The 26,429-nt window shown below is 42.6% G+C and carries 29 protein-coding genes; 16 read left to right on the forward strand and 13 right to left on the reverse strand.

Translation table 11 applies throughout. The features are described 5' to 3' along the window. Nucleotides 1-76: 76 nt before the first annotated feature. The 6 genes from AC27KT_RS13045 to AC27KT_RS13070 all read right to left on the reverse strand — a co-directional run bounded on the left by AC27KT_RS13045 (nt 77) and on the right by AC27KT_RS13070 (nt 7,875). Nucleotides 77-4,246, reverse strand: a complete 4,170-nt coding sequence (locus tag AC27KT_RS13045; protein ID WP_487130690.1) for an EAL domain-containing protein — start codon at nt 4,244-4,246, stop codon at nt 77-79. Between the two features lie 266 nt (nt 4,247-4,512). After that, complete coding sequence (locus AC27KT_RS13050) at nt 4,513-5,901, reverse strand: ribonuclease J (protein WP_487130605.1); 1,389 nt, start codon at nt 5,899-5,901, stop codon at nt 4,513-4,515. 64 nt (nt 5,902-5,965) lie between these two features. Further along, nucleotides 5,966-6,199: a DUF2789 family protein gene (locus AC27KT_RS13055; protein ID WP_487130607.1), complete on the reverse strand. Its 234-nt coding sequence runs from the start codon at nt 6,197-6,199 to the stop codon at nt 5,966-5,968. 129 nt (nt 6,200-6,328) lie between these two features. Continuing rightward, entirely contained in the window at nt 6,329-6,679 is a 351-nt protein-coding gene (locus AC27KT_RS13060; RefSeq protein ID WP_487130609.1) for a DUF2750 domain-containing protein, read from the reverse strand. Between the two features lie 71 nt (nt 6,680-6,750). Beyond that, the gene (locus tag AC27KT_RS13065) at nt 6,751-7,581 is read right to left on the reverse strand and encodes a LysR family transcriptional regulator (RefSeq protein WP_487130610.1); all 831 of its coding nucleotides are present in this window, start codon (nt 7,579-7,581) and stop codon (nt 6,751-6,753) included. Between the two features lie 126 nt (nt 7,582-7,707). Then, a complete protein-coding gene (locus AC27KT_RS13070) occupies nt 7,708-7,875 on the reverse strand; it encodes a hypothetical protein (RefSeq protein WP_168463489.1) in 168 nt (55 codons plus the stop codon). Between the two features lie 398 nt (nt 7,876-8,273). Here AC27KT_RS13070 and AC27KT_RS13075 point away from each other — a divergent pair, with 398 nt between their 5' ends. Both AC27KT_RS13075 and AC27KT_RS13080 read left to right on the forward strand, forming a co-directional pair. Then, entirely contained in the window at nt 8,274-8,630 is a 357-nt protein-coding gene (locus tag AC27KT_RS13075; protein WP_039216528.1) for a MaoP family protein, read from the forward strand. Nucleotides 8,631-8,822: 192 nt separating this feature from the next. Beyond that, the gene (locus AC27KT_RS13080; protein WP_487130611.1) at nt 8,823-9,560 is read left to right on the forward strand and encodes a PRC-barrel domain-containing protein; all 738 of its coding nucleotides are present in this window, start codon (nt 8,823-8,825) and stop codon (nt 9,558-9,560) included. Between the two features lie 90 nt (nt 9,561-9,650). Here the strand turns inward: AC27KT_RS13080 and AC27KT_RS13085 are convergent, their stop codons facing one another. Further along, complete coding sequence (locus tag AC27KT_RS13085; RefSeq protein WP_487130613.1) at nt 9,651-9,962, reverse strand: ArsR/SmtB family transcription factor; 312 nt, start codon at nt 9,960-9,962, stop codon at nt 9,651-9,653. 194 nt (nt 9,963-10,156) lie between these two features. Here AC27KT_RS13085 and AC27KT_RS13090 point away from each other — a divergent pair, with 194 nt between their 5' ends. Then, nucleotides 10,157-10,507 (forward strand): rhodanese-like domain-containing protein, encoded by a 351-nt coding sequence (locus tag AC27KT_RS13090; protein WP_487130615.1) that lies wholly within the window; start codon nt 10,157-10,159, stop codon nt 10,505-10,507. A gap of 55 nt (nt 10,508-10,562) precedes the next feature. Beyond that, nucleotides 10,563-11,483 (forward strand): LysR family transcriptional regulator, encoded by a 921-nt coding sequence (locus tag AC27KT_RS13095; protein ID WP_487130617.1) that lies wholly within the window; start codon nt 10,563-10,565, stop codon nt 11,481-11,483. Between the two features lie 11 nt (nt 11,484-11,494). Here AC27KT_RS13095 and AC27KT_RS13100 read toward each other — a convergent pair whose 3' ends face one another. Beyond that, nucleotides 11,495-12,100 (reverse strand): exopolysaccharide biosynthesis protein, encoded by a 606-nt coding sequence (locus AC27KT_RS13100; protein ID WP_487130619.1) that lies wholly within the window; start codon nt 12,098-12,100, stop codon nt 11,495-11,497. Between the two features lie 466 nt (nt 12,101-12,566). On the opposite strand from AC27KT_RS13100, the gene AC27KT_RS13105 reads away from it, so the two are divergent. From AC27KT_RS13105 to AC27KT_RS13145, 9 genes are all read left to right on the forward strand, one after another. Further along, nucleotides 12,567-13,898: a sigma-54-dependent transcriptional regulator gene (locus AC27KT_RS13105; protein WP_487130621.1), complete on the forward strand. Its 1,332-nt coding sequence runs from the start codon at nt 12,567-12,569 to the stop codon at nt 13,896-13,898. A gap of 14 nt (nt 13,899-13,912) precedes the next feature. Then, nucleotides 13,913-14,137, forward strand: coding sequence for a hypothetical protein (locus tag AC27KT_RS13110; protein WP_487130623.1), 225 nt, complete (start codon nt 13,913-13,915; stop codon nt 14,135-14,137). A 4-nt stretch (nt 14,138-14,141) separates the two neighbouring features. Next, entirely contained in the window at nt 14,142-15,647 is a 1,506-nt protein-coding gene (locus AC27KT_RS13115; protein ID WP_487130625.1) for a sensor histidine kinase, read from the forward strand. Next, entirely contained in the window at nt 15,644-16,096 is a 453-nt protein-coding gene (locus AC27KT_RS13120) for a response regulator (protein WP_487130627.1), read from the forward strand. The genes AC27KT_RS13115 and AC27KT_RS13120 overlap by 4 nt, the downstream gene beginning before the upstream one ends. Nucleotides 16,097-16,108: 12 nt before the next feature. Then, nucleotides 16,109-18,196, forward strand: a complete 2,088-nt coding sequence (locus AC27KT_RS13125; RefSeq protein WP_487130629.1) for a response regulator — start codon at nt 16,109-16,111, stop codon at nt 18,194-18,196. Nucleotides 18,197-18,382: 186 nt separating this feature from the next. After that, nucleotides 18,383-18,712: a DUF883 domain-containing protein gene (locus tag AC27KT_RS13130; RefSeq protein ID WP_487130631.1), complete on the forward strand. Its 330-nt coding sequence runs from the start codon at nt 18,383-18,385 to the stop codon at nt 18,710-18,712. A gap of 4 nt (nt 18,713-18,716) precedes the next feature. After that, nucleotides 18,717-19,241, forward strand: a complete 525-nt coding sequence (locus tag AC27KT_RS13135) for a hypothetical protein (RefSeq protein ID WP_487130633.1) — start codon at nt 18,717-18,719, stop codon at nt 19,239-19,241. A gap of 56 nt (nt 19,242-19,297) precedes the next feature. After that, nucleotides 19,298-19,555, forward strand: a complete 258-nt coding sequence (locus AC27KT_RS13140) for a hypothetical protein (RefSeq protein ID WP_039216551.1) — start codon at nt 19,298-19,300, stop codon at nt 19,553-19,555. A gap of 24 nt (nt 19,556-19,579) precedes the next feature. Further along, the gene (locus AC27KT_RS13145) at nt 19,580-20,158 is read left to right on the forward strand and encodes a CC0125/CC1285 family lipoprotein (protein WP_487130635.1); all 579 of its coding nucleotides are present in this window, start codon (nt 19,580-19,582) and stop codon (nt 20,156-20,158) included. Nucleotides 20,159-20,309: 151 nt separating this feature from the next. On the opposite strand, the gene AC27KT_RS13150 is transcribed toward AC27KT_RS13145, so the two are convergent. Next, nucleotides 20,310-20,612: a type 1 glutamine amidotransferase family protein gene (locus tag AC27KT_RS13150; protein WP_487130637.1), complete on the reverse strand. Its 303-nt coding sequence runs from the start codon at nt 20,610-20,612 to the stop codon at nt 20,310-20,312. A gap of 297 nt (nt 20,613-20,909) precedes the next feature. Here AC27KT_RS13150 and AC27KT_RS13155 point away from each other — a divergent pair, with 297 nt between their 5' ends. The 3 genes from AC27KT_RS13155 to AC27KT_RS13165 all read left to right on the forward strand — a co-directional run bounded on the left by AC27KT_RS13155 (nt 20,910) and on the right by AC27KT_RS13165 (nt 22,453). Beyond that, nucleotides 20,910-21,554 carry a phosphoribosyl-AMP cyclohydrolase gene (locus AC27KT_RS13155; RefSeq protein WP_487130639.1) on the forward strand — a complete coding sequence of 215 codons (645 nt, stop codon included), beginning with the start codon at nt 20,910-20,912 and terminating at the stop codon, nt 21,552-21,554. Nucleotides 21,555-22,043: 489 nt separating this feature from the next. Next, complete coding sequence (locus AC27KT_RS13160; protein ID WP_014949832.1) at nt 22,044-22,220, forward strand: DUF1328 domain-containing protein; 177 nt, start codon at nt 22,044-22,046, stop codon at nt 22,218-22,220. Nucleotides 22,221-22,258: 38 nt separating this feature from the next. Then, nucleotides 22,259-22,453: a hypothetical protein gene (locus AC27KT_RS13165; protein WP_014949833.1), complete on the forward strand. Its 195-nt coding sequence runs from the start codon at nt 22,259-22,261 to the stop codon at nt 22,451-22,453. 134 nt (nt 22,454-22,587) lie between these two features. Here AC27KT_RS13165 and AC27KT_RS13170 read toward each other — a convergent pair whose 3' ends face one another. Genes AC27KT_RS13170 through AC27KT_RS13185 form a run of 4 tightly spaced genes read right to left on the reverse strand, consistent with a single transcriptional unit; the run spans nt 22,588 to nt 26,372 of the window. Further along, a complete protein-coding gene (locus tag AC27KT_RS13170; protein ID WP_487130642.1) occupies nt 22,588-22,806 on the reverse strand; it encodes a hypothetical protein in 219 nt (72 codons plus the stop codon). 13 nt (nt 22,807-22,819) lie between these two features. After that, entirely contained in the window at nt 22,820-25,762 is a 2,943-nt protein-coding gene (locus tag AC27KT_RS13175; RefSeq protein ID WP_487130644.1) for a DUF349 domain-containing protein, read from the reverse strand. Next, entirely contained in the window at nt 25,752-26,045 is a 294-nt protein-coding gene (locus AC27KT_RS13180; RefSeq protein ID WP_487130646.1) for a YeaC family protein, read from the reverse strand. Before AC27KT_RS13180 ends, AC27KT_RS13175 begins: the two co-directional genes overlap by 11 nt. Beyond that, nucleotides 26,046-26,372 carry a zinc ribbon domain-containing protein gene (locus tag AC27KT_RS13185; protein WP_014949837.1) on the reverse strand — a complete coding sequence of 109 codons (327 nt, stop codon included), beginning with the start codon at nt 26,370-26,372 and terminating at the stop codon, nt 26,046-26,048. Nucleotides 26,373-26,429: the final 57 nt, after the last annotated feature.

The following is a 26,429-nucleotide window of genomic DNA, read 5'->3' on the forward strand; positions in this document are numbered from 1 at the left end:
CGCTAAATTTAATTTTTTTATAGATGAGGCTTTTTGCTCTTTATGATCTTTCTTGGATAAAAACTGAATACTGCTCCTATACCCACTTTTTAAACAACAGAGGGGCAAGCTCATCAGCTGCGCATGGCTTTGCGTAAAAATACCCTTGGTGGAAAAAGCACGATTTCTCAATAAGTTCGTCAACCTGCGCTTTAGTCTCAACCCCTTCTGCAACACAACTCATATTTAGGTTAGTCGCGAGTGCTATAGTCGTCGTAACCAACGCTTCGTTGGCATTACCAGGCGCCATTTCGTTAACGAAGCTTTTATCTATTTTAAGCACCGACAATGGGTAACGTTTTAAATAACTGAGCGATGAATACCCCGTTCCAAAGTCATCTAGTGCTAGCACGAAGCCTTCATTAACAAAGCGATTAATTTGCCTCAAAGCATTATCGCTATCGTCCATTAACACCCCTTCAGTGATCTCAAACCTGAAGGCTTCTTTTGGTAAATCGAATTCGTTTAACAGGCTCAGTACACCGCTTAAGTCGAATTCTGTCTTAAAATGAAGCGCGGACAAGTTAATCGACACATACCCAGTAAAGCCTTGGCTATACCAAGCTGCCAAGTCTTCTGCGGCTCGGCGCATGGCTTGCCGCGTCACTTCTATAATATATTTCAGTTCTTCTAAAATGGGTATGAATTGGTCGGGGAATAGTGGCTCGCCATCTAGCTTACTTCTCAGCAATAACTCGACGCCTATTGTGGTATTTGTCCTTGCATCGATGATTGGTTGATAGTGGTTAAAGAAACAGTTATCCGAGTACGCGCGCTTAACTTTATTTTCTAACAGTAAACGTGTTTTAGCGCGCTCATTCATGTCACTAGTAAAGTATGTAAAACCACTTAATGCATCTTTCTTAGCGCTATACATGGCAACGTCGGCCTGCTTAATAAGCTCTGCGGGCTCAGACGCATCTTCGGGGTAAAAAGCAACGCCAATACTACACGATACTCGCAGCACTTCTTCAGCCAGTGAAATTGGTGTTTCTACCGATTCGATAATTTGTGCGACGAAAGAACTTAGATCATCGCTTTCATCTACCTCTTCGATGACAATAACGAATTCATCACCTCCAAGCCGCGCCACCGTGCCAGACTCTGCTACTAGATTTCGCATTCTGTTCGCCACTATACGTAACAATTTGTCGCCATAATCGTGGCCGAGAGAATCGTTAATACCTTTAAACCTGTCCAAATCTACAAACATTACTGCTACACGGTGTTCGTGATGTCGAGCAAGCCCAATGGCGTGTTCAAGTCTATCAAGCAGCAATGTTCTATTTACCAGCCCCGTCAAGCTGTCATACGTAGCAATCTTCAGCAACTTGCGTTCTGCGTTTTTCTGCTCGGTAATATCTGAAATAACAATAAGGTAGTGCTCTGCATCGTTAGTTTCGCCACTTACTGCTGTAATATCTATCAAGACGTCGTAACGCTTGCCGTCGGCACCGTCAATAACAGCTTCGTCTTTCCAAAAATCACCGCCCTGCATTTCCGGAAGCTTACCTGAAAGATGCCTATTTAGGTTGGGATAGCGCATATAAAGCCGCGCAAGCTGCTTAGGCAGTGGATCTTTACTATTAAATCCAAACACATGTTCAAAGGAAGGATTAGCCGCGACGAGACGCTTGTCCTTATCGAAAATTAGTACCCAATCTCGAGTTTGCCTGAAAGCATCACTAAATAACGTCACTTGCTGTTGTGCTTTTTGTAATCGGAATAAGTGACGCTGCCTAGAAAGTAAGTAAGCCACTAACAGGCCCACGGCTAAGGTGACATATATCGAATAGGCCAACGGCGAACGAAGCGGTGCGTATGGCATAGACAGGCTTACTTCCGCTGGCAGAACGTTAAAGTCGAAGCTTCCAGGTGTGGGCGCGACGGTAAAAACATAGTCGCCAGGTTCGATATTAGTAAAGGTTACTTTCGCATCTTCAGTAATACCTTCGGTAACCACTTTGTCACCATTTAAAAGTTTGTAGTAATACTTCACTTTTCCTATGCCAGACATGGCGAGTGCGGAAAAGTGAATGGTTAGCCCATAGTCCTCATAATTTAGATTAAAATGGTGACCGCTTAAGTTTTTAAGGGGCTGATTTAGCTCGCGATTACCTAGTACAACCTCAGTAATGGCGGTTTTCTTGCCAAGTAAACCACCGTCAACATCTAAACTTTCCAGTTGCGATGCAGAAAAGACAACGGCACCACTAGTAGAACCATAGGCCAGCCTTCCATCGTTAAGCTTTAGCGATGCCCCCTGATTAAACTCCGAAACACTTAGTTCTCGACCGTAAATAAAATTCTTAATTTGACCGGTGGAAGGGTCGTATCTGTGAAGACCTTTATGCGAACTAAACCAGATACTGCCAGACTCATCCTTCTGAAGCCCATATACAATGTTCGATAATAAAATATTGTTATCATTCAAATCATAAAGGGGTTCGAAAGTATCCGCATCTAGGCCTATTAGCCCCACACCACTGTATGCAAGCCAAAGTACGCCCATATCGTCAATTACCCACGACGTAATGGAGCGTTCGCTCCCTCTATAAACCTCTGGGAAACGATATACAAGTTCATGCTGCGAGGTAGTCGGATCGATTAGCCACAATCCTCCTTCTGTAGCTAAAAACAGCCTGTCATTGTGATATTTTGACTGCCCTATAAAACCATAAGAAAAATTGATATCGAACACTCGTGGGTCTAGTTTAAAGGGCGAAACTTCTTTTTTAACGACGTCGTATTTCAGAAAGCTTTCGTAACCAATGAAATACAAAATGCCCTCATTGGATAAGTACATGCCGGGCCCATAAGTATCAAAAACTGTATTTTCCCCTCCACTCAATACTTCAGGACGAGACACTTCTCCTGTTTTCGGGTCAAATAACCGAATCCCTTCATAAGTACTTAAGAACAATTTTCCACTCTGCAAAGGAATAATCTTATCGACTGCTCCCTTTCCATAAACTTCGTCATCGAAGTAATAAAACTTCTCGGATATATTCGTAGCAAAATCATAATGATTTAGCCCGTTTTCAGTCCCTATCCATATTTTATTGGGCTCTGTTTCAGCAAATGTCCACACAACATGACTGGTTAGCGTACTCTCTTCACCTGTTCTTTCATTCTGGATAGCAAAGATATCTGCGCTTTTCACCCCAAAATATAAAGCACCAGCGTAAACGGAACTCATCCACAAATTATCTGCTTCATCTTTGGCTATTGCGGTGATTTTTTTATTTGAGATTTCAGTGAAACCATTATTAGGCTCTAAGATATGTTCATGCTCCCAACCATTAGCCGTCTGAACTAGTTGGTACAAGCCTTTATTTGTGCCCATCCAAAACGCATTTTCTTTGTGCTGCACCAAAGTCCACACGTTTCTATCAGATGCGACTTGTGTAAATACGTTTTCTTTAACACCGCTGACTTGCGCTAAAAAATCTTTTTTGTCTGTAACGAATACCCCGAGTACCGTTGTAATCCAGACTCTGTTTTGCTCATCCAACATCAGAAATTTTGCATTGATATTGTCAATATTTTGCTCAGTATCACCTAGGTAATCCAAGCTAATTAAAGGCTGTTCAGCATCAAAAATAGTTTTGACATAAACACCTTTGGTCGTCGCCACTACCAAAACATCATCAATAGTTATGGCCGAACGAATACTATGTTGATTTTCAAGCAAAGGTGCCGGCAATTCAGCAATGCGGGTTATTTCGTTTTTTTCTGTATCAAATAGTTGCACTTCTTCGTTTAGTGCAATAACAAGTTTGCTTGGCGTATACCAATGAAATGTCTCGGCATGTTGCACAACCCCTTCTATGTCATGATATTTCGTGGGCGCTATTTGAACGACATTTTGTGTGGTTAAATCAAGATAAAAATTTCCTCGCCCATAGATACTGAACCAAAGCGCTTCTGAGCCTTGCAGCGCTAGCCGATGAACTGATGCATCAGCAAGGCTATTATCTGGGCCTGTTACGAGTTTAGTTCTTACGCCGTCCCACCGCACTAAGCCACCTTCAGTGGCAATCCATACAAATCCATCTTCGCTTATAAGAATGTCATTCACGACATCTTGAGGCAGGCCATTTTTTGTCGAGAGAGACTGAAAAACAGGGTTAGATAACCGAGGAGATGCCACTGCACCTAAACAAACAGAAAAAGCCAAAAGAAAAAGGTAGGTAAAACACTTCATCACGAATGGATCGCACAATTTACATTTTTATTATATTTTCAAGTGTAACAGAATGTTTGAAACATGGGCAGCTTCATGCCGAGGTTTTTACAATCTTAAAAGATATCGTTATAACATTGAAATTTAAAGGCTTATTGAAAGTACCCTGCTAGCTTTGTAATGCAAAAAGTACACCTTTGACCAACTCTTGGTGATAAGTTTCCCAATGAAATTGGTGCACTGCTATTTGGCTTTGTTTACAAACTAACTGTATTTAATTTAGTTCGTTAATCTTGCTGTATAGGCACGCGCCCAACCGGCACAACCTGTCTTCGAATACTTGGCTGTGGCGCTAATCTGTATAGGTCACCATTTTGACCCACATAGTGCTTAGTCACACCGCATAACTTCGCAATTTCCGCGTGAGCCTTTAAATGCTGGTGTTCGCCATGAACCGGGATCGCAATCTTGGGTTTAACCCAGTGATACATTAATTTGAGTTCTTCCTCGCAAGGATGACCGCTCGCGTGAATAGGTAAGACACTATCTTCACTGTGAATAACAGAAACACCTTTTGCTGATAATGCTTTGCTCAAACGCTCTACACTGTCTTCATTGCCGGGAATAACGATAGAAGAAAATAGAACCGTATCGCCCTTATCTAAATTAAGGTGGGGATGATTGTCACGGGCCAAACGAGCAAGCGCCGTATTTTTTTCGCCCTGACTACCTGTTGCTACAGCTAATACCTCGTGAGGTGGCAAGTAGCCTAAGTGTTGAGGGTCTGTTATCGGTAAATCATCCGGCCAAATACCTTGTTGTTTCGCAATGCCATACATGTTCATTAATGAGCGTCCATACAACCCCATGTATCGCTTTGTTTTCTTTGCAATTCTTGCCAGTGAAATAAGCCTTGCTATATTGCTCCCAAAACACCCAACAACGACCCTCCCTGTTAGAGGCGCTATAGTGCTCAATAATCCGTCGTAACAGTTTCTTTCTGAGATCGAAAAACCAGGCTTTGGCGCGTTAGTGGAATCACCCACCAAAGCGAGGATGTTTTCTTCACCCAATCGCTTGTAAAGATTTGTATCGAAAGGTTGACCGGTGATCGGGTTAGCATCAATTTTCCAATCTGCAGTATGCAATACCGTCCCCACTGGGGTGGTAATCTTTAGTGCGAAAGGCTCGGGTAAAGAATGGGTGATAGCCAGCCAATGTACGCTGAACGGCCCTATCTGCTTGGTATCACCGGCATCAACTTCAATTATCGCTATTCGGTTTGCAAGCTTGCTGCGAGCTAGTTTGCGCCTTAATACCTCGGCGGTAAACGACGTGGTATAAATTGGCTTTTGAAACCGTTCCCATAAATAAGGAATAGCACCAATGTGGTCTTCATGAGCGTGCGTGATCACAATACCAGCTAGCGAGTCTTTCTGCTTCGCAATAAAGGTGGGATCAGGAGCTACTACTCGGTGTGTAGAGCCTTTTGATTGGATACCGTTAGCGACTTTGTCACCCTTTTTATAGTCGGGTACTAGGGGCTCATCGAATGATACCCCACAATCCACCATTAACCATTGACCATTGTGTCCGTATAAATTGAGATTCATACCTATTTCGCCTGTTCCCCCTAGGGGAACAAACCACAAGTCGTCAATGTTTGGTTGCAACAAAGCGTTAACTGCCTTTTTTATAACGTTAAATATAGCGTGCGAAAACGGGTGTTAAAGCACCTAATTATTTGTGGAGTTCTGCATTTAGCTGATCGATAACTTCAGCCCACGCAGCATCTTCCACGATAGCCTCTTTCAAAAAAGCAGACTGACTTTCATTCCAATACTGAGCTTCATGTAAATGCTGGCTTTTATTAAGCCCTCGATGCGTCTCGAAAAATTCAGCAATTTCTTCGTCAGAGCTTCCTAAACCGAGTTGGCTAAACAAGCTGTTCATTGTAGGTTTGTCAGTAAACATAACGCCTCCTTGGGTTATAGATACACAAAAGAATGTTTGAGGCTACGACAACGCCGCGCATGGATCGCGCGCAAATGTCCTCGGCTGCTACTGAATATTTACATTTTGGTGAACACTTGAGATCACACGTTAAAGATACTCAGCAAACTCCTCTGGTGTAATTACCTCACCCTCTTCTGCGGGAACTGGGCATACAATAACCATGAGTTCATCTTGTGTCATACCCGGTACCCATTTCGTTAAAAATTCTTTAGTCGACAGTTCCATGGCTTCACAATGCGCCCAGTCTTCTGTGGCCCATAATAATGCAAGCTCTGCATCAGGCCATACCGGTACGCCATCTTCCTCGTCGGTGGTTAGCATCACACAGCCGTGCTCGTCTTTAAGGATAAACAATTTCTGTTCAGCTTTAATTGTTTCAAGGCTTGCTTCCAAACGCTGGAATGCATTTTTTTCTAGTAAAGGATGTAATTGAGACATTGGACTCTCTCTAAAATTCTGTCATTTGCGTGCCGAACAGTTCGGCACATTGGCGTAACTAGGGGTAGTGTTTAACAGGCTGTCGATACACTTTGTATGATCTCAGCGAGTCCGACCCGTCGTACTTGCTTCATACTATGCACGTAAACTTTAAAAGATACGTTCTCTATGGTTTCTATTTTAGTCACTTTGGTGCCAGCGTGTAACTGCGTTTCAACGTCTGTTGGAAGTACAGCTATACCGCCCTCACTTTGTAGATTATTGAGTGCTAAGTTTAATGAATTTGTCCTTAACTTAGCATCGCGAAGTTGCGGATAGGTGGTAAGTAGCCAGTCTCTGGCTTTAGCGCCCCAATCTATTGCTACAAAATCTGCAGCATCTATAGAGTCTGCACCCTCTCCGATACGGTATAGCGCCAGCTCATGCTCTAATAAGACATCGCTATTCACCTCTTCAGATTTAAGTGGCTCAGTGGAAAACGAGAGATCTGTAACCCTTTCATGAAGCTGACGAGACAAGGTATCAAGCGTTAAAACTTCTGCCTTTACCGACCAGTCCGGAAATGAATTGTGAAGATGGCTAAGCATTCTAGGCAACAGCAATTCACTAGCAAGCTGTGTTGCGCCACACACAACATATTCCGAAGACTGAATTTGTAGTTCTTGCTTCGCTTCATTCAACGTAGCGCATAATTGCTTTGCATAGGGAAGCAACTTTTCACCTGATTGTGTAAGCTGAATACTATTGCGCTGTCTTATAAAAAGCGTGGTGTGAAAATATTCTTCAAGAAGCTTTATTCGTGCACTAACGGCAGATTGAGTGAGGTAAAGGTTTTCCGCAGCTTTACCAAAGTGACGTGTTTTAGCCACCTCTATAAAGGTGGTGAGAAAGCGTATATCCATGCTTGTTGTACAACCGAATCTAAGTAGACGTAAATTGACACAGATCATACGGCAAGTAAACACAAAAGCACAGAAGCGCACCGCTTAATGCGGTGCGCTTAAATAAAATTTCATCAACTCGCTGAATTAATACTCTTCTTGGTGCAGGCGACGCTGTTTATCACGGCGTTGCAAGTCACGCTTCTGCTTCTCCTTTACCGTACTTTGGCGTTTGGAGCTTGGCTTTTTAGCGTGAAAATCTTCCTCTTCTACCGAGTCCCATTCATCACGCTGGTAACGATAGTCTTTACTCATTGACTTCTCTGGGTTGTTAACACACTTCAATTATTATCGTAAGCAGTAAAATGGAAAACGAATTTTAATCATCGTAGCGATAAGAATTTTTGATTACGTACTCAATGAAACTCAATAGACATAACACACTCGTTTCCATTACGCTTATATCAGCACGTTCAGCTAAGCCATCAAGAGTTTAAAAACACCAACTTTAATAGCAAAATCAGAACCTTAAAAAATCTCATGCTTCTACTTATTTACGTCAATATTGTTTATTAGTTAAACAAAAGTGCCGAAATTCTTTTTCTTTTTGAACTCTTAAAAATTTTTTATTGATAAGAGAAAAATCTTTTGTTTTATCTTCGTTTTTAATTATTTTAAAAGTGCGCTGAACAAAACATTACGTTGGGTACATCATGAAAAGTTTAGCTATTCGACTATCAGCAAAACCTTATATCGACCGTCAGAAGTTTCCATATGGTTTCCGTAAATCAGGTGACTTCAGCATTACTGAAGCCGACCTTCTAACGAATTACGGAAAGACCTTGTTAGGACTTGAAAGTGGTGAACTATTGCCAGAAAGCGAAGATGAGAAACACTTCGTCGAGTTCATTAATGGCAAAGTTGAAGCGGCTAATAACCTAGAAAAGGCATGGGCAAAGTATGTCAGGTTAGCTAGGGGTAAAAAGCACTTTTACACGCTTCATAGCAGTGCTAGCAACCAGTCGGATTACGACGATGATTTTTCTGATGATGAGTTTGACGTCGCCTAAAAAGCACTCTCCTGTTAAAGCTCGCTTAATGCGAGCTTTTTTGTTTGTAAACCTTAATGATCTCAATCAACTTTAACCAAGAACAAAATGGTGAAAGGTTAAGGAATGTCTACACTTAGAGTAATAAAGAGCGACGTTTATCAACGTTAACCGTTGCTCTGCATAAAGAGCCCTAGCAAAGGAGGCGAAACGATGATCATAAGTTCAAAACAGCTCACTCACTTTTCTATTCATGCCGTTGATGACAAAGTGGGCGGCATCCGCGATATTCTTTTTGACGACGAGACGTTTACTGTACGTTACTTGGTTGCAGACACCAATACATGGCTTCCGCTTAGCAGAAAAGTGGTCATTTCCCCCATCGCTTTAACAGAACTAGATAGAGATAAGAGCGCCGTACATGTAAATATGACGGTCGAAAAATTGAAAAATAGTCCTTCTATAGACGAGCATAAACCCGTCTCTCGGGAATACGAGGAAAACCTTTTTAAATACTTTGGGTATGGGTACTACTGGATAGGGCCTGGAGCTTGGGGTGAATTTGCACACCCTAATGAGCTTGTTCAGTTGCAGCAGACTAATGACTCAGAAACGCTTCACCCCAAAAAGACCAGCAATCACTTAAGAGCTGTTGGTGAAGTAGGTGGTTATGAAGTTGCTACTACCACCGATAACGTGGGTCACATTAGCAATTTTATAATTGACTCGCGAAGTTGGAAAATAGTCATGCTCGTTGTGGATACGAATAACTGGCTTCCAGGTGGAAAACATTTAGTTTTGATGCCACATGACATAAAAAGTATTGATTGGGCCGCACACAGTGTTGAGGTTAAGCTAAGTCATGATGAACTGCTCAACAGGCCAGAAGTAGATAGCGACAGAATTGCAGAGGACGATTACATTGCAATGCTCTGCAAGCAATTCGATTAGTAGTTTACGTAGAGCTTTAAGAAGTCATATTGACCGTACAATGTCCGTTTGACCGCGGACATTGTGGTTGTGTAATGAAAGAATTAAGTATTACTGACAGAAAAATTCGTACATTAACGCGATAAGGCGTTTAACCCGTTCATCCGCAAGGCGGTAGTAGATCGTTTGACCTTCCCTTCTAGTAGCCACCATTTTAGACTCTCGTAATAAAGCAAGATGCTGGGAAATCACGGGTTGTGAAACGTTGACTACTTCTAGTAGTTCAGTTACCGACTTTTCCTCCTCTAATAGTGAACAAAGTACCATTAGACGGGTTTTGTTTGCGAATTGCTTTAAAAAGATTTCAGCTTCCGCAGCGTGTTCCATTATATTTTCTGAACCTATTACCATTTCCTCGGACATAAGCACTCCCTATGTGTAAAGTATCTGGGCACTAATTTAGCCATTAACTATACTAAAGTATAAGACATTCTGCCGACTTGCCATTTTATGCGATGAATTTCAGTTATTTCTATTGTCTAGTTGAATTAATAAGCCTTACATTAGCTTTTTCTTATTTTAGTTTATTTGTGCAAGTTTATTTTTAAGGAACGATCATGTTGATTGATTTAAAGACGCGTATTGAAAACATCAATTTTGATATACGTTGTGTTACTGCTGAACAGGCAGCAAATGAGTTAAAACAAAATAATGGTGCACTTATCGATGTAAGAGAAAATAGTGAAGCAACAAAGCATCCTGTTCCCGCTGCGCTTAATATTCCGCGCGGTATTTTAGAGATGAAAGCACTTGAACGTTTTCATGATGCCTCAACACCACTCTATGTTCATTGTGCGTCTGGCGTTCGTGCGAAATTAGCGGCAGAACAGTTAATGAACATAGGGTATGACGAAGTATCAGTCGTAACCTGTTCAATACCAACCATTAACCAAGCCAACGAAAAATGACTTGCACAAGATGTGTATGATATAAGAAGGTTAAATAATAGATTAAGGGCGATGTATGCTTAAATCTACACTAGAACAATGGCGTATGTTTAAAGCCGTGGTAGATGCCGGGGGCTTTAATCAAGCCGCTGCTGAAGTACATAAAAGTCAATCAAGCGTTCATCACGCGGTTCAAAAGCTGGAAAGCGCTATCGGTGTAACGCTGTTTGAAAATATTGGCCGTAAAGTACAACTTTCCCCTCAAGGTGAACTGATGTACAGACGCGCGTCATTTTTGCTTAACGAGGCTCACAAGCTAGAAGCTGTAGCAAATAGTTTAAAAGTTGGAACAGAAACAACGCTGCGTATTGCTGTGGATATTATTTTCCCTTCTGAGTTACTTTATAACGTTTTAGCCAAAGTCTCAGCAGAGTTTCCTTTATTGCGCATTGAAATAGAGGAAACTGTGCTAAGCGGTGCAAATGCATTGCTAGCTAGTGGCAAAGTGGACTTAGGCATTTCTCCTTTTGTCTTCCCAAATGGGTTCAGTGAGGATTTATGCGAAATTGAGTTTGCCGCTGTTGCTCATGCCGATCATCCGCTACACCAACTAAAAAGAACGCTAACACTAGAAGACCTTAAAACCCATCGTCAAATTGTGGTTCGCGACTCTTCAGCAGAGCGCAAGGCAGATGTAGGTTGGCTCGGTGCGGAACAGCGATGGACGGTTAGCCATGTAAGAACATCGTTAGATATCATTGCTCAAGGGTTAGGCTTTGCTTGGTTACCCATAGCAATTATAAAAGAAGAACTAGAAAATGGTACGCTGGTACCCCTTCCTTTAGATAACAATGCAGCATTACGAAAAGCCCTACTATATCTTTCTTTCGAAGATGGAGACACATTAGGACCAGCAGCCCGCGCATTCATAGGGGAATTGAGATACCAAACCATGAACCTACCCACCTCAGATTTCATGATAGATTCCTGCTCTTGATAACCGTAGATTTAACTAATCGCTCCTGGTAAGTGCTCAAAGCCTAGCACGAACCCAAATACCGATATTGTCACGCCTATCAAAGCCACCGCACCGTCGTCGGTGGCCATGCCGACTGCCATTATGAGGACTGCTAATGCAGGTATAAAGCCCATGAAAGGAATGAGCTCAAGGGGTATCATAACAAAGCCACAACCTACACAGTTCAATGCAATCAAAGAACGAAACACGGGCTGCCTCATAAAAAAGCAACGAGGAATGAGAAAGCGATCTATTTTTGCAGCGTGAGGTTTGATCTTTTCAACGATGTTTCTTAATTGGTCCGCATCACAATGAATATCCATCACTTTTTGAGGTAGCCAAGGGTGCCTGCTACCGAGTAAAATTTGCAATGCAATGAGTAAAATCGTCACACCAGTCAGTGAAGGGACACCGGGTATTGCGCCTATAGGCGTACAAGCGATAAATGATGGTAGCGCCAACATAGGTCCAAAACCGCGCTTTTCCATCACTTCCCAAAAATCAGCAAAATAGAATAAATCCTGACTTGCTCTTGGCTGCATTTTTGTCAGCAGCTCGGACAAGGTCATTGATCTTCCAGCTGTTTTTGCCCACATTTTCAATTCCTTTGACTTAACTTTCGTTTTTTCCCAGTAGTTTCAAAGCGCGCTCTCCACTATAAACGCGCTAAAATTCTTCGTCGTTTACATCTCATATTAGCGAAACTTTTCTTGCAAAAGGTTGTGCGAAAAATATGCCATAGGTGTTGTACAGCTCCTGCAAAAAGCGGGTGGGAATACTTTTTGCAATACCATGTAAATTGGTAACACTTTGCACTAATTCATACGCTTAACCATCTTCACATCGATTGGCAATGTCGACGCTCTACAAAAGTCATCGCCTAACGATATTTACGTCGATGTTGCATTTTCCGTATGCGTGCTACCTAAAACTGAACGATTAAAGCGAGGAAATACTCATGGATGCCGTGCGTTTTTGTTATTGTTCCTTGTTATTTATGATAAAACTATAATATTGATTTTATTCCATATTCTTAATGGACAGAGAAAGAGGGACATCCACGTGCTAACCGTACTTTTAGTCGATGACGACGCCGAATTTACTGAAGTTGCCTGTACAATTATTGAATTTCTGGGCCACGACGTACTTACTGCCGCTACATTAGCAGAGGCTCGAGACTGGCTCGAAAAAGAAACCTTCGATCACGTACTGCTAGATTTCATGTTGCCAGATGGAAGCGGCGCACATCTATTCAATGAGCTTGATGCACTTCCTAAGAGACCTCGCGTAACACTAATCACTGGCCACCCGTCAGTCAAAAGTGTAATAAAAGGCTTATGTGGACCTACAGTCGATTATCTCGTCAAGCCAATACAACGTGAAGAAATCGAGGCGGTACTGAGTAAAAAACCAAAACAAAAAACGCCGGCTGAAGAAAAGATTGAAAAGCATTTCGACTTGCTTATTGGCGAGTCTCCCGTGATGAAAGAGTTGTACAAACTCATTTCACGGGTGAGCAAAACAAGCGCTAACGTTATGCTATTAGGCGAAAGTGGTGTTGGTAAAGAGGTTGTTGCAGCTGCAATTCACCGCGCTTCAGAGAGTGAAGGGCCTTATATCGCCACTAACTGTGGTGCATTTTCAAAAGAATTAATTGGTAGCGAACTATTCGGCCATGAAAAAGGGGCATTTACTGGTGCAGTAGGTCGTAAAGAAGGCGTGTTTGAGCAAGCAGAAGGTGGCACTCTTTTCTTAGATGAAATTACAGAAATGCCCATTGATATGCAGCCAAACCTATTGAGGGTTCTTGAGAATAAAGTCGTTATTCGAGTAGGTGGTACGAAAACGATCCCTGTTAACTGCCGTGTAGTTTCAGCCACAAACAGAACGATGGAAGAGATCGCACAAAGCAAAGTCCTGCGCGAAGACATTTACTTTAGGCTTGCTGTATTTCCGATAACAATACCACCTCTACGCGACAGAAAAGAAGACATTCCTCTGCTAGCTAAAACTTTCATTGCCGAATTTAACAAAGAGAACGGCTCGAATTTTAAGTGGGAGGAAAGCCAGCTAGATACGCTTCAAGCTTATGATTGGCCGGGCAACGTTCGTGAGTTAAGGCACTTTGTGCATCGTGCAGCCATTATGAGTGACCCAGAACAAAGCGAAATTGAGCTCCCTAAAACTATCGAATCTCCATTTGCGCAAAAGCAAAGTACAACACCTGCATTACAAGCGGGAAGAACTATTGAAGATGTAGAAAAAGAGCTTATTTACGCCACCTTGGAAAAAGTGAATGGCAACAAGACAACGGCAGCTGAAATGTTAGGTATAAGTACCAAAACCTTGTATAACCGTCTTCATGCCTATGGTGACCTTAGTAAAGAAGAGTAAAAGAGGTATTCGACATGACTAGTGAAGAATTTGCTCGACTAAGTGTTTTCGTGCACGACGCTCGAAAACCTTTGAATAGAATATCTATGCAGGCTGAGCTAGTGAAAATGGCACTCAATGGAGACGTCCCGCCTGAAAAGGCGTTGGCGGCATTGGATAAAATAATAAGCAGTGCAAAAGACTGCAGTCACACCCTTTCTGATATGACAACTGAGTTGGGTGAGAATGTTTCGGAATGAGTAAATGATTACTAAAGTTCTGTCTTCGTTATACAGCTGGATAATTTTGGTCGTTCTGGTCATCGTTGTAATAACAGCAAATTCCTTCTATGTGGTAAGTACGCTCAACGACCTTTCTGCACTAGAAGCACGGCTGTTCACTACTAATCGCGTTATCAATGCAGTAAATCGCTTGCATGTAGCTATATTGAGAGTTGAGTCTGGTCAACGTGGCTATATGCTCACGGACGACGAAGAATATCTTACGGATTATACCGAAACACTCGGGGTAATCAGCGAATTAATGGACGAAGTAGAAGTCAGCTCTTTTTCATCTGATATTGACGATCAGTCTGTGAGAATCGAAGAATTGCTTGAGCTTACAAAAGCGAAAGTGAATGAGGTTATAGAGGTTGTTGAGCTCGTTAAAGAGGGAAGAGAGCGAGAGGCTATTAACTTAGTTAGAAGTGATAAAGGCATAAAGTTATACAAGCGTTTCGAAACGCTATTTCGCGAAATTGACAGCTCTGAAAGAGATATGCAAGGCACGCACTTGGCAAACCTGATGAGCCTGAGAAGAGATTCGGTAAACACCTTGATTATTTCGTCAGCAACTACGTTACTGCTCATAATCACTGTTTTTCTACTTTTAAAAATTAATTCTCGAGAACATGAGAAATATCAGGCCGATCTCGAATCTGTGAACGAAGATTTAGAATCTCGAATTGAAGAAAGGACACAAGAGTTAAGTCTTTATTCCGACGAATTAGCACGAAGTAACCGAGAGTTGGAAGATTTTGCGTTCGTAGCCTCGCACGACTTACAAGAGCCACTTCGAAAGATAAGGGCTTTCGGAAACCGTTTAGAGTCTGGTTACAATGACGTAATAGACGAAAGAGGCAAGGATTACCTAGCGCGTATGCTTAACGCTGCAGAGCGAATGTCTATGCTTATTTCAGACCTTCTCGCATTTTCACGCGTTTCTACCCGTGGTAAAGAGTTTGATGAGGTAGATCTAAATAATACCATTCAAAGTGTACTCGGGGATTTGGAAATCGCCATTGATGAGACCTCAGCAGAAATCAGCGTAAGCGATATGCCCGTTATACGAGGCGATAAGTCACAACTCGAGCAATTGTTTTTAAACTTAATATCAAACGCACTTAAATTCCAAAGTGAAGGCGTAACCCCTGCTGTCAACATTAACGCCGAAAAAGCAACCGAATCTGACACTCATGACATACTGCTGGCAGATGAATACGACTGGATAAAAATTACGGTTAAAGATAACGGTATTGGTTTTGAGCAATCTTTTGCAGAGAAAATCTTCGCTCCTTTTCAACGTCTTCACGGTAGAAGCGAGTACAAAGGCACAGGGATTGGGCTTGCTGTTTGCCGTAGGATAGTAGAAAGACACAATGGGCAAATCACTGCTCTTAGCTCACCAGGACAAGGAGCAACGTTCTCGATAATAATGCCTGTAGAGAGCGACCCGTTTGGTTCTAACAACAATAATGGAGAAACACAATGACGCGTAAACAAACACAACCAATTAATATATTGATGGCTGACGATGACGAGGATGATCGTTTATTAACCGTTGATGCGCTAAAAGAAAGTCGCGTTTTGAACAACTTGTTTTGTGTGGAAGACGGCGTAGAGTTGTTAGAATTTCTTCGTCACGAGGGTAAGTACTCCGACCCTGCTTCTGCCCCTCGTCCTAGCCTTATCTTACTTGACTTAAACATGCCAAGAAAAGATGGCCGTGAGGCGCTTCAAGAACTTAAAAATGACCCCAAACTTCGCAGTATCCCCGTTGTTATCCTAACAACATCTAAGGAAGAAGAAGACATGCTTCGCGGTTATGATCTTGGATGCGCTTCTTACATTACTAAACCGGTTAATTTTGAAGGCTTAGTTGAACTAATGCGTGCTTTAGGACGTTATTGGATTGAGTTTGTAGAGTTGCCACACGAGTAAAAGAGGTACTAGATGTCAGAGGTTATAAAAATTCTATTGGTAGAAGATGATGAAGATGATTACTTCTTAACTTCTGACTATCTAGAACAGTGTGAGTCACCCAAGTTCGAGCTAACTTGGGTGACAAACAGCCTTGATGCCGTGGAAGCGCTCAAGACTGAAGATTTTGATCTATGCTTGCTTGACTATTTGCTGGGCGCTGAAAATGCCATTGATGTTTTGGGTGTTCTAAAATCAAATCAATTTAGCCTACCTGTGGTTATATTAACAGGACAATCAGACGCTACCGTAGATGAAATGGTTATGCGCGCTGGGGCCGCAGATTATTTGCAAAAATCAGAAATTGAATCGCCACGCTTTATGCGCACTATTCGCTACGCCATGGTAAGGCGCGACATTGAGAACGAGCGTATTGAGCGCAATAAAGTAGAGCAAAAAAATAAGGCGAAGGACAAATTTCTTGCGCACTTAGGTCACGAGTTACGCACTCCCCTCACCTCTATCTTAGGCTATACAGAGCTCCTGATTGACGATGCTAGAAACAGCCCGTTTCAGCAAGAGTTATCGATCATACACTCTAACGGGAAACACTTGTTAAGCCTGTTAAATGACCTTCTCGATATGTCACGGATAATGGCAGAAAAACTCGAGCTAAATATTAAAGATGTAAATTTATCTGCTTTTCTTACCGACATTCATTCATTAATGCGGCTAAATGCAAAAGACAAAGGTTTGAGCTTGAACGTAGTCTCTGAGACTAAAATACCTGAGTTTATCCAGACGGATCCTACACGCCTTCGGCAGGTGTTACTCAACCTCATCTCGAATGCCGTAAAATTCACAGATAAAGGCAGTATTACGCTCACCATAGCACTGGAGCAATGTGTAGAAGCTGGCAAACAACACCCGCTACTTAAGTTTTCGGTAGATGATACTGGCATTGGAATGCCCCCAGACAAGTTGGCCAATATTTTTCAACCTTTTGAACAAATTGAAGATGTCATGCGCGCCAACCACGGCGGCGCGGGTCTAGGCTTGGCTATCTGTAAAGAACTGGTCACGAAGCTTGGTGGTGATATTAATGTGACATCTCGACTGGGGGAAGGCAGCACGTTTACATTTGATATTAATCCAGGTGACATTTCTTCCCAGCCTAACGTTGATTTAACGCTTGGCCAGATTCAACCTGTCGAATCGAGCAGTATTGACTTGAATGTCACAGGTAGGGTGCTGATTGTCGATGATTTGAGAGAAATTCGACGACTTACCGGTCACATTGTAAGCCAGTCTAAAGCAGATATAAGCTATGCTGAAAACGGAGTGAAAGCGCTGGAGGCGGTTCTACAGGCGGATGAACACAACCAGCCTTTTGATTTAGTCCTTATGGACATTCACATGCCTGTTATGAATGGAATTGAAGCTTTACATGCAATACGTCGCCACGGTAAGAATATCCCTGTGATCGCAGTGACCGCTGCCAGTCGAAAAGGGCTAAAGGAATCTTTAATACGTGAAGGCTTTAATGACGTTATCGGTAAACCGATAGACCGCTTTGCGCTTGCACATTTACTTGCACAATATCTGCCCCCCGGGGACCACATTACTTTTATCAATGTGGAAGCGCAAGTAGCTGATATGCCAATGCACAAACCTTACGCGCCAGAAAAAGAAGCCTCGTTTTGCAGCGCTAGTGAGGCGTCAGTTAACTCAAACGCAGCACCAACAAATGATGTTAAAAAAGACAGCGTACAAAGGTGCAATAATAAACGTGTACTAGTAATTGAAGACGATGAAGACGCTGCAGAACTATTAAAATTGTTTTTAACCCATTTAGGGCACCATGTAACTACTGAATTCTGCGGTGCTGACGCGCTTGAAGCAGCTCAGAACGGCCAGTTTGACCATGTTCTAATGGATTTGACGTTACCTGATTACGATGGATATGACTTGGCTGAAGAGCTTAAAGAAAAATTACCAGATGCCATCCTCACAATAGTAAGCGGCCATGAGGCAAGTAAAAAAACAATGGAAGCGATTGGAATAGATAGCGCGTTACTTAAACCAGTGTCGAAAGACGACTTGGCTTCTGTGATTGGTTAAACCAACCGTTATTTATAATTTGCTAAGAAAATATTACAAGGGTTTGCCAAGATACTGTGATTATCTTGCAAACCTTTTGCCTGCTCGCCACCCCGAACAAATATATCCCCTTGATAATTATAGAAATTAACATTTGGTATGCGCGTTGCACCTTCTAAGTGAACCCTAAATATTAAGGAGAGTATTATGGCTACACAAGCTTCAGCAAAAACACAAACCGTTAAAACAAACCGTTCTAATGGTGTGGCTGAGCCGAGTCACCCGGTAACGGATCAACTGAAAGATTCTCTTCATGCGTCAGTAGATAAGTTGGCAGACAGTGCAGGCATTGCAGAGGAAAACATTCGTCGTACAGCTTCATCGTCAGCAGAAAATATGTCTGCAAGAAAGCGTTTAGCACAACAGAAATGGCAAGCTTCGAAATTGCGTCAATATGCTATTGAAAACCCGATGGCGACCGCAGGTATCGCGTTTGCCGCAGGTATGCTGGTAACATCACTTCTACGTAAGAAGTAATTGCATGAAAGCGCTAGATTTTCGTACCGCACAGTTTACCGTGTGCAATGAAAATCCATTTCGCCTGACGCCGCCAGCGGCGCAGGCGATTTTTCGCACACAAACGAAAGGCGATAACACTGACAATTCATCGTTAAATGATGATCAAACATCCCCAATAAATTACCCAGACCCATCGTTTAAAGACGTTTTCGCTGCATTTAGGGAGGCATTTACTCAACGGAAAGCGCAAGGTTTAGCGTTTCTCGAACTCACTAATAGTGAATTGATGCTCATTAAAAAAAGTTTCTTTGTCACCATTTTTGCATGTTTAGCCGCTTTCGCTGTTGGTACGGTTTGCTGGCTAATTCTGAACATTGCTGTTGGCGCTATACTTCACAATATGGGTCTACATTATGTAGCTGTGCCACTAATTTTATTGGTATTAAACAGCATTGCCGCATTTGGATTCTTTAAGCTTGCTCAGAACGCTTTTAATTACCTGAGCTTTAGCAGGCTAATTCAAACCTGGCGCAAGGTCTTCGAATAAAACGAAGCTCTAACCCATACATCAAATGACACGAGCACTAAACGAGGCTATTTGTTATGAATATCTTTCTTAAAGCTAACATGCGCGACATTGCACAAAAAGAACATGCATATTTTTCACAAAAACATCATGCCGACGTTGCACTTACACAGGCAAAAAGGCAATGTAAGTTAATGATGGGCAAACCAGAGACCCTTCTTGGCATTGCGTCAGTAGGCGCATACAAAGGTGCAGTTGATGCAAAGCCTAATGCAAAGCGAAATCAAGCGCTAATGACATTAGGCAGGACCGCATTATTGTCATTGTTTCAGTGATCACAGTATTAAGGAACATGTGAGATGAACATCAAAAATAACATTAAGAATAGCCGTATACTTCTTACCTCTATGAGCATGGCATTAAGCCTTGCAATAGTGGGGTGTTCATCCACACCAGTGGCTGCACCTACGCCATATAAGCCCGCTAATTCGAAAGCGGCTTACGGATACTCAAGTGAGAAAATCGCAGTAGATGAATATAAAGTTCTTTTTAAAGCAACGGATAAGACACCTGCAGATAAGGTTCAACAGTTTGCACTTTATCGAGCGGCCGAAATTGCCCAAAAACAAGGGTTCACTCATCTAGCGATAGTGAAAACGAATGTAGACAAAAAGCCAGTGATAGCGAGAGAGGTAATGGCAGGGAAAGAAGAACCTCCAGTATTTCAAACAGACAGGCAATGTACTATGTCTGGCTGTGATGAGGTGGCTCAACCCATGGCCGTCCCAAGCTCTAACGACGTTGTAAAAACTCAGATTAACGACATTTACTTTACCATTGATGTAAAAATGGCGAATGATAAAACGCGTTTGGGTAAAAATGCCTTTACTGTATTAGAAGTGCTCTCACAGCCTCTAGAGCAAAAAAACGGCAACTAGCCGAACAACATTCTGTTCATCTATACACCGCAGCGTCAGTTTTTTAAGAGAAATGCTTTTCGGTACGTAGTTGGCGTTACTGAAAAGCATCGCTCAAATGCTCGAGCAAAACCGTGATACGTTTTAAAACCAACAACCAGTGCAATAGTCTTTAATTATTTTCCGTCGTGGCTAACAGGTCGCTAGGTAACTGAGGTGATGTGATTGACGGACTTCGCGCCCCCTTTCCTTCCGGAATAATCAATGTATGGCACGCACAAACATCGTCCATAGAGGTAGATGGTATAAATTGAAGCCCCGCTTCACACTGAACAATACTGCGATCAAAGCCCACTATCTTTAATTTATAGCTATCATCCATTCCCTGAAGTGCCTCATAAAAAGCAGACTGAGGACCCGCAAAGTCGAGTAATTCCATTCCTTCGTATGCAAGTAAACAATTAAGTTTGCGCATAAGTCACGTAATATTGATGAAGTAATGCGATCATAATACACACTTACCAGCATGACAGATAAGACATTCATACGCCCAAAACTGACACATTTTTGGACATCTTCATTTTTAATGAGCCGTTAATCTTCTATTAATGTTGTACAAAAGTCTCCGTCATTATAGCTAGCTATCATTAAAACCATGAGCTGCAGAGCAGATTTGTAGACCGCTATTCACAACGTGACACAGGCTCTGCTCCAAGCAATTGAATCAGGTAATAGCATATATATATTTTGCAAATGACTAAGGAGTCAGGCGATGAAAAAGCTAAGCACGTTAATGACAAAAACAACACTTGTAGCAGCTTCGATTATGGTAGTAACAGGCTGCAGTGCAGTGGCAAAGCCGCAGATGGAGCATTCACGAAGTACAAATGCGCCAGTGTTAAAAGCTAACGCATTGGATAACGCATTACTTTATTCTGACGAATGTATTACTGAGCGAGAAGTGGTAACGGCACAAAAGATGTGGGGCGACGGCATAGTGCGAATTGGTGCAGTTTTTAGCAACGATGGTGATTACTCAGGCGAGGCCGCTGACTTTATACAAGCCATGTATGGTTACGATTTAAGCAGCGTACTGTTTAAACCAACGCTTGCAGCTAACGACCAGTTCCGTTCAAGCTTCGATGCTGCGCTTTCTTACTTTGTCGGCGGTAATGACGCTTACGAAGAGGACAAAGGCTTTGCAATAAAGCCCTACACAAATGTGAAATTTGATAATGTGGGTATTATCAATAATAGCTGTCGCATGGCCGTAGCTATGGGTAACTACTTCTTTACCGATACAAAAGGTGGCGAAACGAAGGTGGAATACACTTTTGCCTATGTCAAAGATAGTGACGGCGACCTGCGTATTGTTGCTCACCAATCTTCGTTACCTTACAACCCAAACGGTAACTAAATAGACCATTGCCCCTCCATTCATAGGAAGTGTGAGGGGCGAAACACTCTCCCTTTGCAGGCAAGGCGTCCCTTCCCTTTCGCTTTGCCTCTTTTTTATTTTCAGCGAGAAAAACTATGTGGGCAAAACGTATTGTGGCGCGGTGAGATGGGATACTTACATAATCATATTGCGTCGCCAGGCGCCAATTCAGACGCCATGACAAACCACAACCTTGCTCTCACGTTCTTCGGAAGCTGGTAAGAAACAAAGAATAATCCCAGCCAAAGGCCCTTAACACACTGAGAGTAAAAATGGGTGACAAGGGCCTTACTTGATCATGTAAAAAATGCATTCGTACGTGTAATCGTGACGTTAAATGCCTGCAGATACGGCCTGACAACCAGAAAAAGATTAAATTATATCAATATAATTCAATAACTTAAAAAACAGGCACAAAGATAGCATTAGTTAAAGTGAAAGTAACGGAAGCAATACGAGGATTTAGTTATGTTAGGTTGGGCAATCACATTTTTTATCATCGCCATTATTGCAGCAGTTTTTGGTTTTGGAGGCATCGCAGGTGCAGCAACAGGTATCGCACAGTTTCTTTTCTTTGTGTTTATCGCGTTGCTCGTAATCTCACTTATCGCAAATGCGTTACGTGGTAGAGCACCAAGAGCCTAAGAGTTAGAAGTATTTTAATAGGAAAAAGGAGTAAGGATATGTTTTCATTTAAAAACTTATCAAAGGTACTAGTAGCATCAGCATTTGCACTATCACTAGCAGCTTGCGGTGACGGTGAAGCGGAAGACGCAGGCGAGGAGCTAGACGAAATTGTTACCGATGCAGGTAATGCCGTTGAAGACGCTTGTGAAGATGTGAAAGAAGGCGTAGACGCTGAAGATAAAGACTGTTAATCACGTTTTTATCAAAAAAAGGGCCAGACAATTGTCTGGCCCTTTTTGTATTTACTGTCCCGTCCTGAAATACGTTGACATAAAGAGGACTTCTTTATGACAACTTCAAGTAATCAAAGACCTAAGCGCGTTAGTTAAGACACTTCTTCACCACCTAACTCACGGGCAAGATCGTCTAGTGTAGATAGCGTCGAATCAAATTCACCTACGCCGTAACGGTATTTTACAATCACGTGATGGTCCGTACGCCCGAATTTCACTCTTAACCCTTCTGCGTCGATATGCTTCACGGTATTCAAAAAGCGATAAGCAGACATTTCTGTTTCAAATTGAAACTCAACACTGTTTTCCATTTAGGCTTTCCGTTTAAGCAACAATTTCAGGGTGAGCATCAATAACTGAAACAACTCGTTGTAGCAGATGGTTATCTACTTCGCTTATCGAGTCGTATGATAACCAGTCAGCAAGAATGTCGGGAGCTGTTGCCGCTTCGCCTTGTTCTAACTTAGATGTCATCATTTGTAGCTGTACGCTAGAGCGTATAGATGCATCAGCATCTGGACTTGGCATGCCAGTTGCGACTTCTAGTGCTACCGTTAACCATTGTCTATCGTGCTGAGTTGTTTCATTTCCAGTAGACTGACCCAATACGCTCGCCCAACGCTTCCCTAACGTTTCCGCTAGAGACTGCTCGTCACCACTTCCCTCACCTACACTTAGCTGTAGTAAAGAAATCAGAGCCTGAGCTCGTGCCAATCGGGCTTGAGATTGTGCATTTTTAGCTTGCGCCGCACGCTTACCTTCAAGTGAATCTAGCTTTTTCTCTACTTTTGTACGTTGCGCTTTAGGCAAGTCGGTTAACTGAGCGCGAACGTCGCTTATTGATTGACTAAACGTGGCATCATCGCTGTTGATGTCAACAGCTTCCACTTGCTTGAGTAGCGAATCTACTAACGCGTTAAATGCATTATTCTGAACTTTCCGCTCGGCTTTTAAACGTTCAAATACGGTGTCATTAGCAGCTTTAAATTCTGCCCACAACTTACTCTCTTCACGTTTACCTGCATGACCTACTTGCTTCCACTGGCTTTGCAATTGCTGAGCTTTGTCGGCAGCGCCAGCGACGTCTTCTTCCGTAGAAAGTTGACAAGCTTGGGTGACCAACGCACGCTTTTGGGCTTGGTTGTCACTTTGCCATTGATTCACTTTAGCCTGAATAGGCGATGATACCGCCTTCCATTCTTGCTTCAGCTGTTCATAAATTTCACGTTCAACCTGACCTGCAGCGTGCCACTGTTTAGACACTCTATCGAAAACTTTCACTAACTCGGCTTCCGACATGTTAATGTCCATTGCCTTAACCGTAGCGATAATCGACATGCGCTGTTCACGCGCAGCAGCCCGCTGTGCATCTAACTTCGCGTAATGTGCTCTACAAGGCTCGAAGGCCTTTTCAAGTGCATCATCGAATTGCTGCTGTAACAACGCGTCATCACTACTTTCTTCACTCGTTGGCGATGATGATGTTAGTGATAGCCACTGCTTACGCAGATACTTAATGGCCTCACTTCTTTGCTTAATATTTTCTGCATCCGCACTGGCTAACGCTTTTGCTTCTTCTAAAAGAGCGGGTTTGCGCGGCGCAGCAAGGTAATCCTGCCATCCTTCTAAGCGCGACACATCACCAGCGGTTTTCTCAAAACGCTTCTCTACATACTTTTTCGCTGAACCAGGAAGCGCAGCATAACTTTCCTGAAGCTTTGCAAATTTTGAAATAGCAACGCGGAATTTACCCTGAGCAATTAAGTTATCGATAACACTAATGTGCTTTCTAATGTGTTTTACTTGCTCATTTTCTTTGGATTTTAGAGCACGCTCTTTGGCATTTACACTGCTTGTCGCTGCGTTAAAACGCTTAGACAACGCCTTAGGAATGGCATCGATTTCGCGACTAAGCGCTTTATACGCTTGACGTACTTCGTCAAACTCCGCTTTAAGAGCCACTACACTACTGCTTTGTAATGCGTCGCCACCATTTACTTGACTCAAATTCTCAGTCGATGCGCTAGCTTCTTCAACGCTCACATCACGGGTATCTTTGTCCGACTCGCTATCGCTTGCCGAAACGATCTTAGCGGCAATGTCTTCGAGCGACTGAAGTTTTATCAGTAGCTTTTGGCCGTATTGCTGCTGCATAGAGAAGCGATCAAGCTGCTCGTTTAGTTCGTCGACAGAGCGCTTAATCTGTGTAATTCGCTTATTAGTTGCAGATTCATCATCGAGACGCGCTAGCTGTTCGAGCGTTGCTTCAACACCGCGCACGCTTTCATTAACCGTAGCAACATCAGCAAGCGTCGCTTCACAAAGCCTGTTATTGTACAACCAAGCTACCTGCTCCTTGGCATAAGTAAGCTGCTGTTCGCACAATGCTTTGGTATTAGCACGTTGCGACGCTTGTTGCTTCTCTTCCCATGCTGGGCGGATACGGCTTAAATATCGCTCGAGCTGCTCACCTATACGCGAGCGCTTTTCTTCATAATCAGCGCGTTCTTCTGAAGTGAGTAAGTCAATTTGAGCAAACAGCCCGGTTAATTCGGACTCTAGCTCATTGCGCTTTTCATCAATGGTTTCTACATCTGATTTATCGAGTAAAGCCTGATATTTTGAAAGTCCCAAAGTGAGCTGCTTTTTAAGCTCCACAGGGCGCTTTGCAGCCTCTTTGATAGCATCAATTCGCGCATTAATTTGCGTAACAAGCGCATCATCTGATACTTTCTTAGCAAGCTTTTGCAAATCTGATACGTCTGAATATGCGTTGACTAGTTGAGTCTGCAGTTGGGGACTTGCGCCTTCTAAAAAAACAAACTGGGTGAAAGATGGCTTCGCTACTTTTTCGATTAGCGCGTTAGCTAGCGCATCATCTTGTAACAGCATAGGCTCTTTCTTCAACATTTGCGGTACTAACTGCACTACCAAATCGGCGTTGGCTGTTTCAGTTAAAAAAGAGAATATCTCTTGGCGGGAAAGTGTGACATCCCCCTCGCCTAACAAAGCGGCGTTTACCTTTTTCTCCGCCGCTTTTCTAACGCGAGACTGCTTGGCAATTTGTGACATTTTAAGCCACAGCACAAAGCTATTAAGCTTTTCGAGTGCTGCTAAACTGACATTTGCATCTTCGTCATTAAATGCCAGTTCGTGAAGAATTGTTTTTTCCTGTGCCTTGTCGGGAGAGAGACTCTCGATTGCCTGCATCCGTTTTTCAGGCTTTGGGCTTTGGTGTGAAGGCGCAAATATACGACTAAATATCATCCTGTTTAAACCGCGCTATTGTATTATTATCATCCTGCTCATCGCGTAACGAGCGTTTAAAGTCGGCTTTACTTTTATGTACGATTTCGCCGCTTTCACCTACTGTCATATGCTCAGAGGACTTTTCTATTTTTGCTTGATACAGCATAACAGCCTGCATGCTGCTTGCTTTTTGATCTTCGTTTAATGGGGTACCGTCAGGCCACTTACCTGTTTCAACCGCCTGACGCAGACGCTCATATATCTCCGGCGTCATACTGGCTAATAGTGCTTCTATATTCATTTAGGAAAAACGCTTTATATAAACAATTCGCGCGCGGTTTACTAAGTACCATACAAAGCCAACCACAGCGCCCAAAATAGCTAAATTATGTTGCAAATCACCTGGGCGTGTTCCGCCCCAATACATGAAGCCAAAACTCGCAACGAAGATAAGCATAGCAAGAAGGGATTGGTTCTGGATACTGGCTAACTTTTTAAATCTTTGTAAGCTTTGTTTGCGCTCTATATCTTCTGAGGTCGCATCACCGATTTTAAAATCACAGTGAGGACACGTCTTCGCTTTATCAGACGTTTTTTTATTACATGAAGGACAGTCAACTAATGCCATATGTTGCTCCTGTTTATTGGGTGCGAAATGGAAATGCACTGTTCGCTTTTAAGCGAG

Source organism: Alteromonas sp. 5NW40-0090 (assembly GCF_057552975.1).

Excerpts from the sequence above, each read along its gene's own strand:
- AC27KT_RS13045 (WP_487130690.1), bottom strand. The coding sequence starts at position 4,246 with ATGAAGTGTTTTACCTACCTTTTTCTTTTGGCTTTTTCTGTTTGTTTA.
- AC27KT_RS13055 (WP_487130607.1), bottom strand. The coding sequence starts at position 6,199 with ATGTTTACTGACAAACCTACAATGAACAGCTTGTTTAGCCAACTCGGT.
- AC27KT_RS13060 (WP_487130609.1), bottom strand. The coding sequence starts at position 6,679 with ATGTCTCAATTACATCCTTTACTAGAAAAAAATGCATTCCAGCGTTTG.
- AC27KT_RS13065 (WP_487130610.1), bottom strand. The coding sequence starts at position 7,581 with ATGGATATACGCTTTCTCACCACCTTTATAGAGGTGGCTAAAACACGT.
- AC27KT_RS13070 (WP_168463489.1), bottom strand. The coding sequence starts at position 7,875 with ATGAGTAAAGACTATCGTTACCAGCGTGATGAATGGGACTCGGTAGAA.
- AC27KT_RS13075 (WP_039216528.1), top strand. The coding sequence starts at position 8,274 with ATGAAAAGTTTAGCTATTCGACTATCAGCAAAACCTTATATCGACCGT.
- AC27KT_RS13080 (WP_487130611.1), top strand. The coding sequence starts at position 8,823 with ATGATCATAAGTTCAAAACAGCTCACTCACTTTTCTATTCATGCCGTT.
- AC27KT_RS13085 (WP_487130613.1), bottom strand. The coding sequence starts at position 9,962 with ATGTCCGAGGAAATGGTAATAGGTTCAGAAAATATAATGGAACACGCT.
- AC27KT_RS13090 (WP_487130615.1), top strand. The coding sequence starts at position 10,157 with ATGTTGATTGATTTAAAGACGCGTATTGAAAACATCAATTTTGATATA.
- AC27KT_RS13095 (WP_487130617.1), top strand. The coding sequence starts at position 10,563 with ATGCTTAAATCTACACTAGAACAATGGCGTATGTTTAAAGCCGTGGTA.
- AC27KT_RS13100 (WP_487130619.1), bottom strand. The coding sequence starts at position 12,100 with ATGTGGGCAAAAACAGCTGGAAGATCAATGACCTTGTCCGAGCTGCTG.
- AC27KT_RS13110 (WP_487130623.1), top strand. The coding sequence starts at position 13,913 with ATGACTAGTGAAGAATTTGCTCGACTAAGTGTTTTCGTGCACGACGCT.
- AC27KT_RS13115 (WP_487130625.1), top strand. The coding sequence starts at position 14,142 with ATGATTACTAAAGTTCTGTCTTCGTTATACAGCTGGATAATTTTGGTC.
- AC27KT_RS13120 (WP_487130627.1), top strand. The coding sequence starts at position 15,644 with ATGACGCGTAAACAAACACAACCAATTAATATATTGATGGCTGACGAT.
- AC27KT_RS13125 (WP_487130629.1), top strand. The coding sequence starts at position 16,109 with ATGTCAGAGGTTATAAAAATTCTATTGGTAGAAGATGATGAAGATGAT.
- AC27KT_RS13130 (WP_487130631.1), top strand. The coding sequence starts at position 18,383 with ATGGCTACACAAGCTTCAGCAAAAACACAAACCGTTAAAACAAACCGT.
- AC27KT_RS13135 (WP_487130633.1), top strand. The coding sequence starts at position 18,717 with ATGAAAGCGCTAGATTTTCGTACCGCACAGTTTACCGTGTGCAATGAA.
- AC27KT_RS13140 (WP_039216551.1), top strand. The coding sequence starts at position 19,298 with ATGAATATCTTTCTTAAAGCTAACATGCGCGACATTGCACAAAAAGAA.
- AC27KT_RS13145 (WP_487130635.1), top strand. The coding sequence starts at position 19,580 with ATGAACATCAAAAATAACATTAAGAATAGCCGTATACTTCTTACCTCT.
- AC27KT_RS13150 (WP_487130637.1), bottom strand. The coding sequence starts at position 20,612 with ATGCGCAAACTTAATTGTTTACTTGCATACGAAGGAATGGAATTACTC.
- AC27KT_RS13155 (WP_487130639.1), top strand. The coding sequence starts at position 20,910 with ATGAAAAAGCTAAGCACGTTAATGACAAAAACAACACTTGTAGCAGCT.
- AC27KT_RS13160 (WP_014949832.1), top strand. The coding sequence starts at position 22,044 with ATGTTAGGTTGGGCAATCACATTTTTTATCATCGCCATTATTGCAGCA.
- AC27KT_RS13165 (WP_014949833.1), top strand. The coding sequence starts at position 22,259 with ATGTTTTCATTTAAAAACTTATCAAAGGTACTAGTAGCATCAGCATTT.
- AC27KT_RS13170 (WP_487130642.1), bottom strand. The coding sequence starts at position 22,806 with ATGGAAAACAGTGTTGAGTTTCAATTTGAAACAGAAATGTCTGCTTAT.
- AC27KT_RS13175 (WP_487130644.1), bottom strand. The coding sequence starts at position 25,762 with ATGATATTTAGTCGTATATTTGCGCCTTCACACCAAAGCCCAAAGCCT.
- AC27KT_RS13180 (WP_487130646.1), bottom strand. The coding sequence starts at position 26,045 with ATGAATATAGAAGCACTATTAGCCAGTATGACGCCGGAGATATATGAG.
- AC27KT_RS13185 (WP_014949837.1), bottom strand. The coding sequence starts at position 26,372 with ATGGCATTAGTTGACTGTCCTTCATGTAATAAAAAAACGTCTGATAAA.